This window comes from Burkholderia sp. AU45388 (genome assembly GCF_030481585.1).
Classification (GTDB): Bacteria; Pseudomonadota; Gammaproteobacteria; order Burkholderiales; family Burkholderiaceae; genus Burkholderia; species Burkholderia sola.
On the sequence record NZ_JAUJPV010000036.1, the window covers coordinates 25,202 to 38,991 of the forward strand.

Consider the following 13,790-nt stretch of genomic DNA (forward strand, 5'->3'; position numbering starts at 1 on the left):
TCAGACCTGGAATTGCATGCCGTCGTGCGCGACGTCGATGCCGTGCGCGCGCAGGTGCGCGTGCTCGACGGAATGCGGATCGAGAATCGGGTTCGTGTTGTTGATGTGCGTGAGCACCTTGCGCGTTCGCGCGGGCAGCGTGTCGAGCCAGTCGATCATGCCGGGCCGCCCGGATTCCGCGCACTGCGCGAGATGCCCCATGTCGGCCGCGTGCTTGCCCGACAGGCCGAGATCGATCATCTCGGTGCCGGTCCAGAACGTGCCGTCCACCAGCACGAGATCGGCGCCGTCCATGGCCGCGCGCACGTCGTCGGTGACCGACGCGAGCCCCGGCGCATAGAACGCGCGCCGCCCGCTCGCGACGTCTTCGATCGACAGCGCGATGTTGTCGCCGGGCGCGGCCGACGCGCGTCGCGGCGAATAAGGCGGCGGCTTGCTGTCGACGGCGAGCGCGGTAAAACGGATTCCGCTCGCCGCCGGCACCGCGAACGGCTCGCCCGGCACGATCGTGTGGGCGGCGACGCCGCAGTAATGGCCGAGCAGCGGCACGAGCGGCAAGCCGGTCGACAGGTCGTCGAGCACCGGCGCGCTCGCGTAGAGCGGCAGCGGCGTCGAGCGCTCGCGCAGCATCAGCAGGCCCGTCACGTGATCGATCTGCGCGTCGCACAGCACGACGGCGGCGATGCCGCTGTCGCGAATCGCGCGCGCCGGTTGCAGATCCGGATCCGCGCGCAACTGGGAAAGGATGTCGGGCGACGCGTTGACGAGGACCCAGTCGACGCCGTCGTCGCTGACCGCGATCGACGACTGCGTGCGCGGCAGCACGTGGCCGCTTCCGCTGCGCGCGCGGCGGCAGTTCGCGCAATTGCAGTTCCATTGCGGCAGCCCGCCGCCGGCTCCCGAGCCGAGTATCTTGATCTTCATGGGCGTCAGCTCCCGAGGCCGCCCGCGCCGATCACGGCGAAACGGGCGGCACGCACGGCGATCAGCGGTTGGCGATGTACATCGTGATTTCGAAGCCGAAGCGCAGGTCGGTGTAAGACGGTGTCGTCCACTGCATGGTGTGTCTCCTGTCGAGTTGATGATGGATGCGTTGCTGGGTGAGTCGAACGACCGCGGCAATCGAGCGGTCGGCTTCTATTCAGCAAGGAGCGTGCCGAAGCCGCATTTCGGCGGCCCGGCAGCGGCAGATGGCTCTCGTCCGGGCATCGCGGCGCAATCCTTACAAATAGCCGACGCGATTCGTGCGAATGCGCTCCGCCGCCCCGGCGGAACGATGTCCGCGAGTGGTCACAGGTGTTGAATCGTTGAACACCGGTGTTGCAAGTTGACACACCGGCTGTGACAGGTCGCGCGCAGCGCGGCGGGCGCGTCAGCTTTCGTCGGACGGTTGACGCCCGGCGTCGGCGGCCGGCATCTTCCGGTAGATGGTGTTGCGCGAGACGCCGAGCGCGCGCGCCGCCGCGGACACGTTGCCGCCGTGACGCGCCAGCGCGGCGGCGATCGCGGACGCGGCGACGTCCTGCAGGCGCGCGTCGGCGGGCAGCACCGCGTCCATGACGGCGGGCCCGGCGCTCGCCGCGGCCGGCAGATTGGGCGCGGCCTGGCCCGCGTGCACGTCCTGCACGTCTGCGCGCCGCAGGTCGTCGAAGAAGTCGTCGGGCAGATGCTCGCGCCGGATCTCGCCATCGTCGTCGACCATGGCCGCCGCCGTGCGCAGCAGGTTGCCGAGCTGGCGGAAATTGCCGGGCCACGTGCAGCGCACGAACAGCTCCATCACGTCCGGCGCGACGGACAAGGGCGGGCGGCCCGGCCCCGCGAACGCCTCGCGTTGCAGCATCTTCTGCACGACGACCGCGAGATCCGTGCGGTCGCGCAACGGCGGCAGGCGCACCACGAGGCCGTTCAGCCGGTAGTAGAGATCCTCGCGGAAACGGTTCTGCGCGATCATCTCGCGCAAGTCGCGGTGCGTCGCGCAGATGATCGCGATGTCCACCGCGATCGTCTTCGTCGACCCGAGCGGGTTCACGAGGCGCTCCTGCAGCACGCGCAGCAGCCGCACCTGCAGCGGATACGGCATGTCGCCGATCTCGTCGAGAAACAGCGTGCCGCCGTTCGCCTGCAGCAGCTTGCCGATCGCCCCCTTGCGACGCGCGCCGGTGAACGCGCCCTCCTCGTAGCCGAACAGCTCGGACTCGATCAGCGTCTCCGGGATCGACGCGCAGTTGACCGCGACGAACGGCGCGTCGCGGCGCGGCGAGTCGTTGTGGATCGCCTGCGCGAGCAGTTCCTTGCCGGTGCCGGTCTCGCCGGTGATCAGGATCGGGATGTCCTTGCCGATCACCTTGCGCACCTTCGCGATCACGCACGCGACCTGCGCATCGCCGGTGTCGAGATAGTTGAGCCGCGACAGGCCCGCCGACGCGCCCGTCGCCGGCGCGGGCACCGCGTTCGGGCGCGCGGCCGGCGCGCCGGCGTCGTGAACGTCCGTCGGCCGGCTGCCTTCGGCGAGCGTCGCGCGGCGGAAGTGCACGCGCGCGCAGACCACCGCGCCGTTGCCGAGATTGAGCATCAGGTGCCGGTCGGTGCTCGCGCGCATGCGGTCGATCAACTGCGCGCTGGTGACGTCGAACAGCGACGACAGCGTGTGCGCGCGCAGCGCGGCGAGCGGCATGCCGAGCTGGAACTGCGCGCTGCGATTGGCCGACAGGAAGCGCCCGTCGGCGGTGAACGCGACGATCCCCTCCATCAGCGTGCCGAGGAACTCGGGGCGGCCATGGAACGACACCTGCAGCGTTTCCTGAAAGGTCGTCGTAAACAGGTGATTCTCGATCATCTGCACCGACATCTTCGCGAGCGCCATCGTGTGCTGGTGATAGCTGCGGTGGTCGCCCGTCACGTCGAGCACGCCGATCGCGTCGCCGTACGGATCGAGGATCGGCACGCTCGAACAGGTCAGGAAGCGGTTCGCGGCCAGGAAGTGCTGGTCGCCGTGGACGACCATCGGGCACAGCTCGGCCAGCGCCGTGCCGATCGCGTTGGTGCCCTGCCGGTTCTCCGCCCAGTTCGCGCCCGGGCGCAGCGCGACCTTCTCCGCGCGGCGCAGGAAATCGTCGTCGCCGATCGAATGCAGGATCAGCCCTTCCGCATCGGTCAGCACGATCATGCTCTGCGTGTTGACGATCTGCTCGTGCAGCGTCTCCATCACCGGCATCGCGTGCACGCACAGCACCCGGCTCTGCTCGCGCTTGAGCACGAGCGCCGCGTTCGACAGCACGTCGTAGTCGGGTCGTGCCGATACCTGCAGGCCGAACGTCTCCGAGCGCTCGTGGGCCTTCTGGATCGACGGCGCGGGCCAGCCAGCGGGATGCGCGGCCCGTGACCCGGCCGCCTGCTCTACGTCATCGCGCATTGTCTCCTCCGGGGGATCCTTCCGGTCAACTGCCGGACTCTTTGCCGTCATTGCAAGCAAGCATCGGGCCACGCCGGCGAGGCGCAATAAAGTTGAAAGGACGATGTAATGAATCGTCCGGGCGCGGCCGGGCGTGTCGTGCCGCGTGCGCAACGGGCAGGCCTTCGTGATACCGCGAATTCGCGGCGCGTGACTACCCGTGCGAATCCGGATCCTCGCGGCTGGCGCGTTTCTGGCTTTATCGCAGAACCTGCCCGGCCTGCCCGGCCGCATGACGGTTGCCTTCCGATTCCGCCCGAACCCTGTCGACATGACGCATCGCCCGATTCGATCCACGCCGCCGCTCGCCATGCGGGGCTTGCCCGGCCCACCGGCGTCGCCGCGCGCGCCCGTTCGCCGGCGCCTGCATCGCGACGCGCAATCGATCGCGTTCGCCGTGGCCGGCGCCGCGCAAGGCCATCCGGTCGTCGTGCTGCACGGCGGTCCCGGCAGCGGCAGCCAGGCCGGCATCCTGCGGTTGTTCGATCTCGCCCGCGTGCGCGTCGTGCTCGTCGACCAGCGCGGCGCGGGCGCGTCGACACCGCGCGGCGGCACGCGTCACAACGACACCGCGCGGCTGATCGCGGATCTCGAGGCGGTGCGCGAGCAGCTCGGCATCGCACGCTGGGGCGTCGTCGGCGGATCGTGGGGCGCCGCGCTCGCGCTCGCGTATGCGGGCACCCATCCGGAGCGGGTGACGGGCGTCGTGCTGCGCGGCCTGTTCCTGAGCTCGCCACGCGAAGTCCGCGCACTCTTCATGACGTCCCGCACGTGTGCGCCGCGCGAATGGCGGCGCCTGCATGCGGCAGCAGGCGGCGGCCGGCCGGATCGGCTGCTGTCGCGCTGCGCTGTCGGGCTGCGCCCCGGCGCGAGCACGGCCCGGCAGCGCGCAATCGCGCTCGCGTGGCACGCGTATGAAAACGCGATCCTCGGGTCGGCACGCACACGCCGCGCGCCCATGCGCGCGATCCGGTCCGAGAAGACCGTCGGCCGGCTGATCGACAAATACCGGATCCAGGCGCACTACCTGCAACACGATTGCTGGCTCGGCGAGCGGCGCGTGCTCGCGCTCGCGCGACGGGCCGCACAGGCCCACGTGCCGCTGTTCGCCGCGCACGGGATGCACGATCCCGTTTGTCCGGTCGGCAACGTCGAGCGCCTCGCGCGGGCCGTGCCCGACGCGAAAATCGAACGCGTGAAGGCCGGGCATCTGGCAAGCGACCCGGCATTGGCGCGCAGCGTCGCCCGCGCGGCGAATGCGATGTTCGCGACGGTGCCGTTCACGTGACGGCCCCGCGCCCGGTCGTGTCACGACGGGACCGCGCACGCGGCCGCCTCACGCTCAATCCCACGCATAGCGCACGCCGACCCACGCGCCGCGCGGCGCGCCCGGCCCGACGAACTGCTCGTTCACCGGATTGGCGCCGTCGAACGTATGGTTCGGCCCGTTGAAGAAATTCTGGCCGAGCGCGCCGAAGCTCGCGTAGCGCGTGTCGAACAGGTTCGTCACGCTCGCGAACACCTCGAACCGCTTCGTGATCCGGTAACGCATGTCCAGATCGACCAGCACGTAGCCCGCGATCCTGCCGTTCACGTCGCCGTTGTTCTCGTCGCCGCGCGCATACACGCCGCTGCGCCACACGACGTTCGCGCCGATGTCCCATGCGGGCGTCGCCGCATAGTCGAGCCGCAGCTTCACCGTATGCGCGGGAATGCCGGGGATGCGGTCGCCCGGCTTGACCGTCACGTTGCCGTTCGCGTCGGCCGCTGAATTCGCCGGGCTGTGTTCGATCCACGACGATCGGTAGGTCGCATCGACGTAGCTGTACGACAGCCCGACACCGAGCGGGCCGAACCGCGTGCGGCCGGCAAGCTCGATCCCCTGCCGCCGCGTCTCGCCGACGTTGCGGAAGTAGCCCTGCGCGCTGGCCGGGCTGCTGATGAACTGGATGTCGTCGGTCAGCGTCGTGCGATAGGCGGCGGCGCTCCAGGTCGTCGCGGCGCCGATGCGGCCGCGCACGCCGGCTTCGAACGTCTTCGAGATCACGGGCTTGAGCGCCGGGTCGGCGATGAAGTCGTTCGGCAGCGAACACGGCGCGGCCGGGTCCGCACACGCGAGCTCGATCGCGGTCGGCGAACGCATGCCTTCGTTGTAGGCCGCATACGCGGTGAAACCCGGGACCGGGTTCCAGTTGAGCCCGACCGCGGGATTGAAGCGCGAGAACACGTGGTTGCCGTCGAGCAGCGGCTGCACGCCGCTCTCGTCGCCGATCCGCGCTTTCGACCAGTCGTAGCGGCCTGACAGCGTCAGCGTCCAGTGCGGCGTCAGCGACAGCGCGTCGCTCAGGTACAGGCCGACGTTCGCGTTGCGCGTCTTCGCGCTGGTCTGCCGGACGAAATCGCCGATGCCGATCGCCGCGCGCGCATCGGTGAACGATGCGTCCTGCGATGATGCAACGTAGCTCGAGTTCGCGACATCGGCCGAGACGCCCGCGACCAGCCGGTTCGCCATCCCGCCGAGCTTGCCGAGCAGCGTGAGCTGCACGCTGCCGCCGTAGCTGTCGGTGACGATCGTCGATTGCGCGTTGCTGCCCTGCACCGTGTCGACCGTGCCGTCGTCGTCCACCGATCCGTAATCCGTATTGTTGTTGCTGCTCGTGTTGGCGTTGCGCAGGTGCCGGTAGTACGCATTGCCGCTCAACTCGACGTTCTCGCCGAAAAAGCGCTCGCCCGACAGCGTCAGGTAGCCGGCGCTGTTGCGGTTCCGGTCCGGATACGTATACGCCTGCTTCCGGTTGTCGAGGAACGAGCGCGGGATCGTCTGGGTGCCGGAGAGCGTGTTGTCCGCGCCGCCTGCGGCGATCGACAGCGTCGTGTCCGCATCGGTGTAGCGCAGCTTGCCGAACGCCTGCCGCACGCGGCTCGCGTTATGGTCGGCCCAGCCGCCGTCGTTCGCGACGTTCGCGGTCGCGTAATAGTCGAGGTTCGGGCCGATCGTGCCGCCCTGCTCGATGCTCGCGGTCTTGCGGCCCCACGCACCGCCCGACACCTCCGCTTCGCCGCCCGGGCTCGACCTGCCGTTCTTCGTCGTGACCGCGAGCGCACCGCCGAGCGTGTTGAGCCCGTACACCGGGTTGGAGCCCGGAATCAGCTGCACGCGGTCGATCGCCTGCGTGGGCAGGATGTCCCAGTTCACGACGTCCCCGAACGGCTCGTTCACGCGCACGCCGTCGACGAACACCGACAACCCCTGCGGCGTGCCGAGCAGCGGCGACGCGGTGAAGCCGCGATAGTTGACGTCCGTCTGGTACGGGTTGCCCTGCGCATCCGAGATCGTCACGCTCTGCAGGTTCGCCGCGAAGAAATCGGCGAGCGTCGCGCGGTGCTGCGCGTCGAGCTCCGCCGCACGCACCGTCTGCACGTTCGCCGGCACCTCCGACAACGGCGTGCCGATCCCGAGCAGCGGCGTCGTGCCGACGACGACGACCGCGGGCAGCACGATGGCCGGCTCGGGCGGCGCAATCGTGCCGCCGTCGGCCGGCTGCTGCGCGCGCACACCGCCGGCTGGCAGGCCGAACAGCGCCAGCGCGCCGACGGTCGTACCGATGCATCGCGCACGCCGGCCGCCCCGCGTCGTGCCGTCGCGCGCGGCTGCCTTTGGTCTCCTGATCATTCCGTTGTCTCCGCACTTGTATTCCGCCGGCCCGTGCGATGCACCGCGCGGCGCTGATTGTTGTCGCGAAGTCCGCGTGCGAGAACCGTGCCAGCGCCGCGAGCGCAAGCGGTGCGCGCTGTGCCGCACCTCGCCTTGTGAAGGCATGCGGGCGACCGACGGCCCGCTGTTCAGCGGACTGCGCCACCTGTCATGTTTGGCAACACTTCGCGCGCGACGGTGTACCTGAATGCAACACCTGCGTGCACGCCACGGTGCGCGCCGCCGATCGGCCCATCGCACGCGATGCGGCGGTGTGCCGCGTCATACCGGCTTCCCGCCGCGATGGCATGCGACTTGCGTGACGGGCAGTGCACTCGGCCCGGAACCCCAACCGTGCCGGCGCGACGAATCGGTCGCGGCGGTGCGACCACAATGACTCAGGAGACAACCATGAAGAAACTCTCGGCTTCAGCGAGCCGGCTGGCGACGATCGGCATCGCGGTGGCAGCCGCCGTCGCGCTGAACCCCGGCCTCGTCGAAGCGGCCGCGGACTACCCGGCCGTGACCTACCAGCGCCTGACCGATGCGCACGGCGATCCGGGCTGGCTGACCTACTACCGCACCTACGACGGCCGCTCGCATTCGCCGCTCAAGCAGATCGACACGTCGAACGCGAAGGATCTCAAGCAGGTGTGGGCGTACAAGTTCCCCGCCGACCTGAAGCAGGGCTTCGAGGCGACGCCGATCGTCAATGGCAACTACCTGTTCGTGACGACGCCGAAGGACAACGTCTACGCATTCGATGCGAAGACCGGCAAGCAGCTGTGGAAATACGAGCCGAAGCTCGGCGCGGCCTCGTTCAAGACCGCGTGCTGCGACGTGGTCAACCGCGGCGTCGCGCTGTACGGCAAGAACGTCTACATCGCGATGCTGAACGGCGAAATCGCGGCGCTCGACGCGCAGAGCGGCAATCTCGTGTGGAAGAAGCAGATGTTCGAGCCGGGCCTCGGCTACGCGTTCTCGCTCGCGCCGCTCGCGATCGACGGCGCGATCGTCGTCGGCACGTCCGGCGGCGAATACGGGATTCGCGGCTACATCGCCGCGCTGAATCCGGAGGACGGCTCGCAGGTCTGGAAACGCTACACGATCCCGGCCGCCGGCGAAAAGGGCGCGGAAACCTGGCCCGACGGCATGCAAAGCCACGGCGGCGGCGCCGCGTGGCTCACCGGCACGTACGACGCCGCATCGCGCACGCTGTACTGGGGCGTCGGCAACCCCGGCCCGTGGCTCGCGGCGCTACGCCCCGGCGACAACCTGTATTCCGACTCGCTGCTCGCGCTCGATGCGAAGAGCGGCAACCTGAAGTGGCACTACCAGTACACGAACAACGACACGTGGGACTACGACGGCGTGAACGCGGCCGTCCTCGCGGACATCAAGTACAAGGGCAAGGACTACGACGCGATCATTCACGCGGACCGCAACGGCTTCTTCCACGCGATCGACCGCACGACCGGCAAGCTGATCTACGCGACGCCGTTCGTGAAGGCGTTGTCGGTCACCGGCTACACGGAAGACGGCAAGCCGATCCAGGACGCATCGAAGTTCCCGAAGGCCGGCACGACGATCGAAACGTGCCCGAGCTTCCTCGGCGGCAAGAACTGGTGGTCGATCTCGTACGACCAGGAACGCAACATCGCGGTCGTGCCCGCGCTGCATGCGTGCATGAGCCTGACCGGCAAGTCGGTCAGCTACATGGAAGGGCTGCCGTATCTCGGCGAAGGCTTCGAGATCAAGCCCGAACCGGGCAGCGAAGGCTACGGCGAACTGATGGCCATCGACGTGAACACCGGCAAGAAGCTGTGGAGCCACTGGTCGAAGAAGCCGTGGAACGGCGGCGTCGCGACCACGGCGAGCGGCCTCGCGTTCAGCGGCTCGCTCGACGGCCACCTGTACGCGTTCGATACGGCGACCGGCAAGGTGCTGTGGGAAAGCCCGCAACTGGCGAGCGGCATCATTTCGCAGCCGTCGGTGTACGAGGTCGACGGCAAGGAGTATGTCGCCGTGCTCGCCGGCTATGGCGGCGCGAACCCGATCTGGGGCGGCCCGATGGCGGACATCGCGAAGGACGTTCCGCGCGGCGGCACGCTCTACGTGTTCGCGCTGAACTGAACCGGCGCCACGCCCGAGTCGCGCCCGCATGCGCCCGATGCGGGCGCGACGCCCCACCCGCTTCAACCGGACACACCACCATGAATACTCGCCTCACTTCCGTTACCGTCGCCAGTCTGCTCGCCGTGGGCGTGGCGCTGACACCGGCAGCCGCGTCGGCCGGCGTGCGCGTCTGCACGCTGCCCGGCAGCCCGACCACCGCGCTCGACCGCGCCGTTGCGCGCGAAGTGTTCCGCACCGCGGGCATCGCCGCGACCTTCAACGCACGCGGCGTCGACGACAACGGCGACGACGACGGCATCTCCGCCAGCGAGCTGACGAAATCGCTCGAACGCGACTGCGACGTGATCGCCGGCTTCCCGCGTTCGGCGATCGCCGATGCGTCGGGATCGAAGATGTCGTTCTCGCAGGGCTATCTGCGCTCCGGCTACGTCAGCGTGTCGCTGCCCGATGCGCAAGCGCCGTCCGGCGCCAAGGAAACGATCGCTGCCACGTACGGCAGCCCGTCGCAACTGATCGCCGCGCAGCAGACGAACGCGCGCTTCGACCTCGAGAACACGAGCGAGAAAACGATCGGCGCACTCGCCGCGGGGCGCGCGCAACGCGCGATCGTCTGGTATCCGAGCGTCGTCGCCTACGAGCGTGCCCATCCGAAACAGCGGTTCAAGGTGGCGGCGACTGCCTCGCCGTACTCCGACTGGCAACTGTCGTTCGCATTCGGGCCCGGCAAGGACGCGCTGCAAAAGCGCATCGACGCCACGCTGTCGCGGATGAGCGGCAACGGCCGTCTCGCGTCGCTCACGCGCGGCTGGACGCTTCCCGACGACATCGCGCAAGCCGCCGCCACGCACGTGCCCGGCCGGTTTCTCGACGGCGCGATCGCATCCGCGCAGCGGCCGGCGAAGAGCGGCTTCGTCAAGGTTTCGACGAGCGAAGGCAGCGGCGTCCCGTCGTTCGACCAGGCGCAGGTGCAACACGGCAAGAAGCTCTACGGCGATGCGTGCGCGAAATGCCACGGCGACCAGCTCGAGGGCAATACCGCGCCCGCGCTGAGCGGGGAATCGTTCGCGCCCGAGGGCAAGTCGCACATCACGGTCGGCGGCATCTTCCTGTACATGTCGAGCAACATGCCGGCCGACCGCCCCGGCAAGATGACCGCACAGGAATACGAGGACCTGATGGCGTTCCTGCTGTACTCGAACGGCTACGACGCGTCGCAGGCCAAGCTGACCGCCGAGATCGCCAACGCGTCGAAGGCGCCGCTCATCGCCGGGCCGCGCAAGTAACTTTCCCGCCCGCTTCCGTTTCGGTCGACCGCCGCGCCGGGCAGCCCGCCCGGCGTGCGGGCCCCGCTTTTTCCTTTCCTTTCATTTCGTTCAGGACGACACCATGATCTCCCGCCATCGCAGAACCTTCATCGTGCAGGCCGCCGGCCTGTGCGCCGCGCTCGCGGCCGGCACGCGCGCATTCGCGGCCGCCCCGCCGGTCGACGAAAACGACGCGACGGCGAAGACGCTCGGCTACCGCGCAAAGGCCACGACCGTCGACGCGGGCAAGTTCCCGAAGTATCAGGCCGGCCAGACGTGTTCGAACTGCCGCTTCTACAAGGCTGCCGCGGGCGAATCCGTCGGCACGTGCCCGATGTTCGCGGGCAAGACGGTTGCCGCCGAAGGCTGGTGCAACGTCTATGCCAAGCTCGCTTGATGCCGGGCCCGCCCGCGAGCGCGACGACGCGTCGCGACGCGGCGCGGATGCCGAACGTGCGGTGCATCTGCATGCGCTGATCGCGCTGGGCATCGACCGCGGATACGTGACGCACGGCGAAATCGCCGATGCGTTGCCCGACGAGACGGTCGAACGCGCGGATGTCGACGCAGCCGCGTCGATGCTGCGCGAGTTCGGCATCGACGTACGCGAGCATGCCGGCGAGTACACCGCGTGGACGCTCGACCGTCATTTTGCGCAGATGTCGGAAGTCGCGGCGCCGCTCGCCGACGCGTCGACGCCGCTCGCGACCGACGACTTGCTCGCGGGCCGGACCAACGATCCGGTCCGGCTCTATCTGCGGGAAATGAGCGCGACACCGCTGCTCGAACGCGACGAGGAGATCGCGCTCGCGCTTCGTCTGGAAAGCGGCCGTGCCGCATGCATCGACGCATTGAGCCGCGACCCGGCGGCGCTCGCCGCCGTCGCCGCGATCGCGGACGACATCCGTGCCGGAAAGGTGGCGGCGTCGGTTTACGTGACGGGGCTGACCGGCGATATCGAATCGCCTGCCGGCGCGCCGACGGTGTTGCCCGACGATCCGGCCACGGAATCGCCGGCGCCGGACGATACGGCGGACCCTTCCGTCGACGGCGCCGCGTGGCGCGATACGGTGGTCGAGGCGCTCGAGCGCGCCGGTGCGCTGGCGCCGGCCATGCAGCATGCATTGCACGCGGACGGCTTCGCGTCGGCCGCTTGCCGGGCGCTGCTGCGCGAAGCGGCCGCGTCGACCGGCACCGTCCGCTTCACGTCGCGCGCAATCGAACGCATCGGGCAGGCGAACCGCGAGCGCGCGACCCAGGCGCGCACGCTCGAAAAGCGGCTCGTCGACACGCTGGCCGCCTCGGGCATCCGTACGGAATCCGCGCGCCACGACCTCTTCACGCCGTGCGACGACGTATACGCATGGCTGCACGCATGCAGCGCCGCACACCCCGACTGCGCCGCCGCCCTCGCCCGCCATGCGCCGACGCTGATCGACGCGCGCAGCGCACTCGCGCGCGTCGCCGCTCAGTCGCCGTTGCCGCTCGACATCGCGATCGCGCTCGACGCACGGTGCGCGCGTATCGAGCGGGCGATGCAACCCGCGAGAACCAAGCTGTTCCAGAGCAACCTTCGGCTCGTCGTGTCGGTCGCCAAACGCTATGCCGATCGCGGCCTGCCGTTCTCCGACCTGATCCAGGAAGGCAATATCGGCCTGATGAAGGCCGTCGATCGCTACGATCACCGGCGCGGCTTCAAATTCTCGACCTATGCGACGTGGTGGATCCGGCAGGCGATCACCCATGCGCTCGCCGACCTGGGCCGCACGATACGCGTGCCCGCGCATACGGTCGATGCGCTCAACAAGCTGTCGCGGCTCGCGCGCATCCATCGGCAACGAACCGGCGACGTCGCCGACGCGCGGGCGCTTTCGGCGCAGATGCGGCTGCCGGTCGACAAGGTGCGCGAGCTGATGGGCATCGTGCGCGAACCGATCTCGGCCGACCTGCCGGTTTCGCCCGATCACGACCTCACGCTGTGCGACGTCACGATCGACACCGACGCACCGACGCCGGAAGAAGCCGCGAGCGCCGGCCAGTTGCGCACCGCGGTCGCGGCGCTGATCGATTGCCTCCCCGCCCGCGAAGCGTGGATTCTTCGCCTGCGATACGGGATCGACGTCGACAACGAGTATTCGCTGCGCGAGATCGGCCGGCAACTGAACCTGTCGGCCGAACGCGTTCGTCAGCTCGAGGTATCGGCGCTCGAACGCATCCGGCAATTCAGGCACGCACCGGCGCTGCGCTCGCTGCTCGCCTGATGCGGCCGTGCCGGTCGGCCATCTTCCGGCCCGGACGCGGACTGCTCAGGGCTGCAACACGATCTGCTGCATTTCTGAACGCCGCGCGGCATCGTCCCGCCACCACGACGCAGCCGCGCCGATCGGATTGGGCGCCCTATGCCCGGCTGCCGCGGATTTCACTGCAGGCATGCACCGGTCGCGCAACTGGCACGCATGTTGCATTTTCATAAGCGCCGTCAGGAATTACACGAACGCAGGGAGACACGCTTGTCCAAGATCGAATCGGTTCTTCACGAAACCCGTCAGTTCGCGCCGCCTGCGGCGCTCGAGAAGACGGCGACCATTTCCGGCATGCCGGCCTATCGCGCGCTCGTCGCCGAGGCCGAGCAGGATTACGAAGGCTTCTGGGCGCGGCTCGCGCGCGAAGGCCTCACGTGGCGCAAGCCGTTCACCCAGGTGCTCGACGAGAGCAACGCGCCGTTCTACAAGTGGTTCGACGACGGCGAGCTGAACGCGTCGTACAACTGCCTCGACCGCCACGTCGAAGCCGGCAACGGCGAGCGCGTCGCGGTGATCTTCGAGGCCGACGACGGCACCGTCACCCGCGTGACCTACGCTGACCTCCTCGCACGCGTGTCGCGCTTCGCCAATGCGCTGAAGAAACGCGGCATCGGCAAGGGCGATCGCGTCGTCATCTATATCCCGATGTCGATCGAAGGCATCGTCGCGATGCAGGCCTGCGCGCGCATCGGCGCGACGCACTCGGTCGTGTTCGGCGGGTTCTCCGCGAAATCGCTGAACGAGCGCCTCGTCGACGTCGGCGCGGTCGCGCTGATCACCGCCGACGAGCAGGCCCGCGGCGGCAAGACGCTGCCGCTCAAGAGCATCGCCGACGAGGCGATCGCGCTGGGCGGCTGCGAAGCGGTCAAGAGCGTGATCGTCTATCGCCGCACCGGCGGCAA

General features: G+C 69.0%; 10 protein-coding genes. 6 read left to right on the top strand and 4 right to left on the bottom strand.

Annotation, left to right across the window (positions count from 1 at the left end):
• The 3 genes from pqqB to QZM72_RS33800 form a co-directional block, all read right to left on the bottom strand.
• On the bottom strand, positions 1 to 924 hold the full coding sequence (gene pqqB, locus QZM72_RS33790; RefSeq protein WP_301740266.1) for a pyrroloquinoline quinone biosynthesis protein PqqB: 924 nt from the start codon (positions 922 to 924) through the stop codon (positions 1 to 3).
• Positions 925 to 985: 61 nt separating this feature from the next.
• Positions 986 to 1,060, bottom strand: coding sequence for a pyrroloquinoline quinone precursor peptide PqqA (gene pqqA / locus QZM72_RS33795; RefSeq protein WP_006485436.1), 75 nt, complete (start codon positions 1,058 to 1,060; stop codon positions 986 to 988).
• A 312-nt stretch (positions 1,061 to 1,372) separates the two neighbouring features.
• Positions 1,373 to 3,412, bottom strand: a complete 2,040-nt coding sequence (locus QZM72_RS33800) for a sigma-54-dependent Fis family transcriptional regulator (RefSeq protein ID WP_301740267.1) — start codon at positions 3,410 to 3,412, stop codon at positions 1,373 to 1,375.
• A gap of 349 nt (positions 3,413 to 3,761) precedes the next feature.
• On the opposite strand from QZM72_RS33800, the gene QZM72_RS33805 reads away from it, so the two are divergent.
• Positions 3,762 to 4,739 (top strand): alpha/beta fold hydrolase, encoded by a 978-nt coding sequence (locus QZM72_RS33805; RefSeq protein WP_301740274.1) that lies wholly within the window; start codon positions 3,762 to 3,764, stop codon positions 4,737 to 4,739.
• Positions 4,740 to 4,793: 54 nt separating this feature from the next.
• Here the strand turns inward: QZM72_RS33805 and QZM72_RS33810 are convergent, their stop codons facing one another.
• Positions 4,794 to 7,124, bottom strand: coding sequence for a TonB-dependent receptor (locus QZM72_RS33810; RefSeq protein WP_301740268.1), 2,331 nt, complete (start codon positions 7,122 to 7,124; stop codon positions 4,794 to 4,796).
• 432 nt (positions 7,125 to 7,556) lie between these two features.
• On the opposite strand from QZM72_RS33810, the gene QZM72_RS33815 reads away from it, so the two are divergent.
• The 5 genes from QZM72_RS33815 to QZM72_RS33835 form a co-directional block, all read left to right on the top strand.
• Positions 7,557 to 9,278, top strand: a complete 1,722-nt coding sequence (locus QZM72_RS33815) for a methanol/ethanol family PQQ-dependent dehydrogenase (RefSeq protein ID WP_301740269.1) — start codon at positions 7,557 to 7,559, stop codon at positions 9,276 to 9,278.
• An 80-nt stretch (positions 9,279 to 9,358) separates the two neighbouring features.
• Complete coding sequence (locus QZM72_RS33820) at positions 9,359 to 10,564, top strand: c-type cytochrome (protein WP_301740270.1); 1,206 nt, start codon at positions 9,359 to 9,361, stop codon at positions 10,562 to 10,564.
• A gap of 103 nt (positions 10,565 to 10,667) precedes the next feature.
• On the top strand, positions 10,668 to 10,982 hold the full coding sequence (locus tag QZM72_RS33825; RefSeq protein ID WP_050012255.1) for a high-potential iron-sulfur protein: 315 nt from the start codon (positions 10,668 to 10,670) through the stop codon (positions 10,980 to 10,982).
• Positions 10,966 to 12,846 carry a sigma-70 family RNA polymerase sigma factor gene (locus QZM72_RS33830; RefSeq protein WP_301740271.1) on the top strand — a complete coding sequence of 627 codons (1,881 nt, stop codon included), beginning with the start codon at positions 10,966 to 10,968 and terminating at the stop codon, positions 12,844 to 12,846. The genes QZM72_RS33825 and QZM72_RS33830 overlap by 17 nt, the downstream gene beginning before the upstream one ends.
• Before the next feature lie 249 nt (positions 12,847 to 13,095).
• Positions 13,096 to 13,790 (top strand): AMP-binding protein (locus QZM72_RS33835; RefSeq protein ID WP_301740272.1); only part of this gene is annotated, 695 nt, incomplete at its 3' end.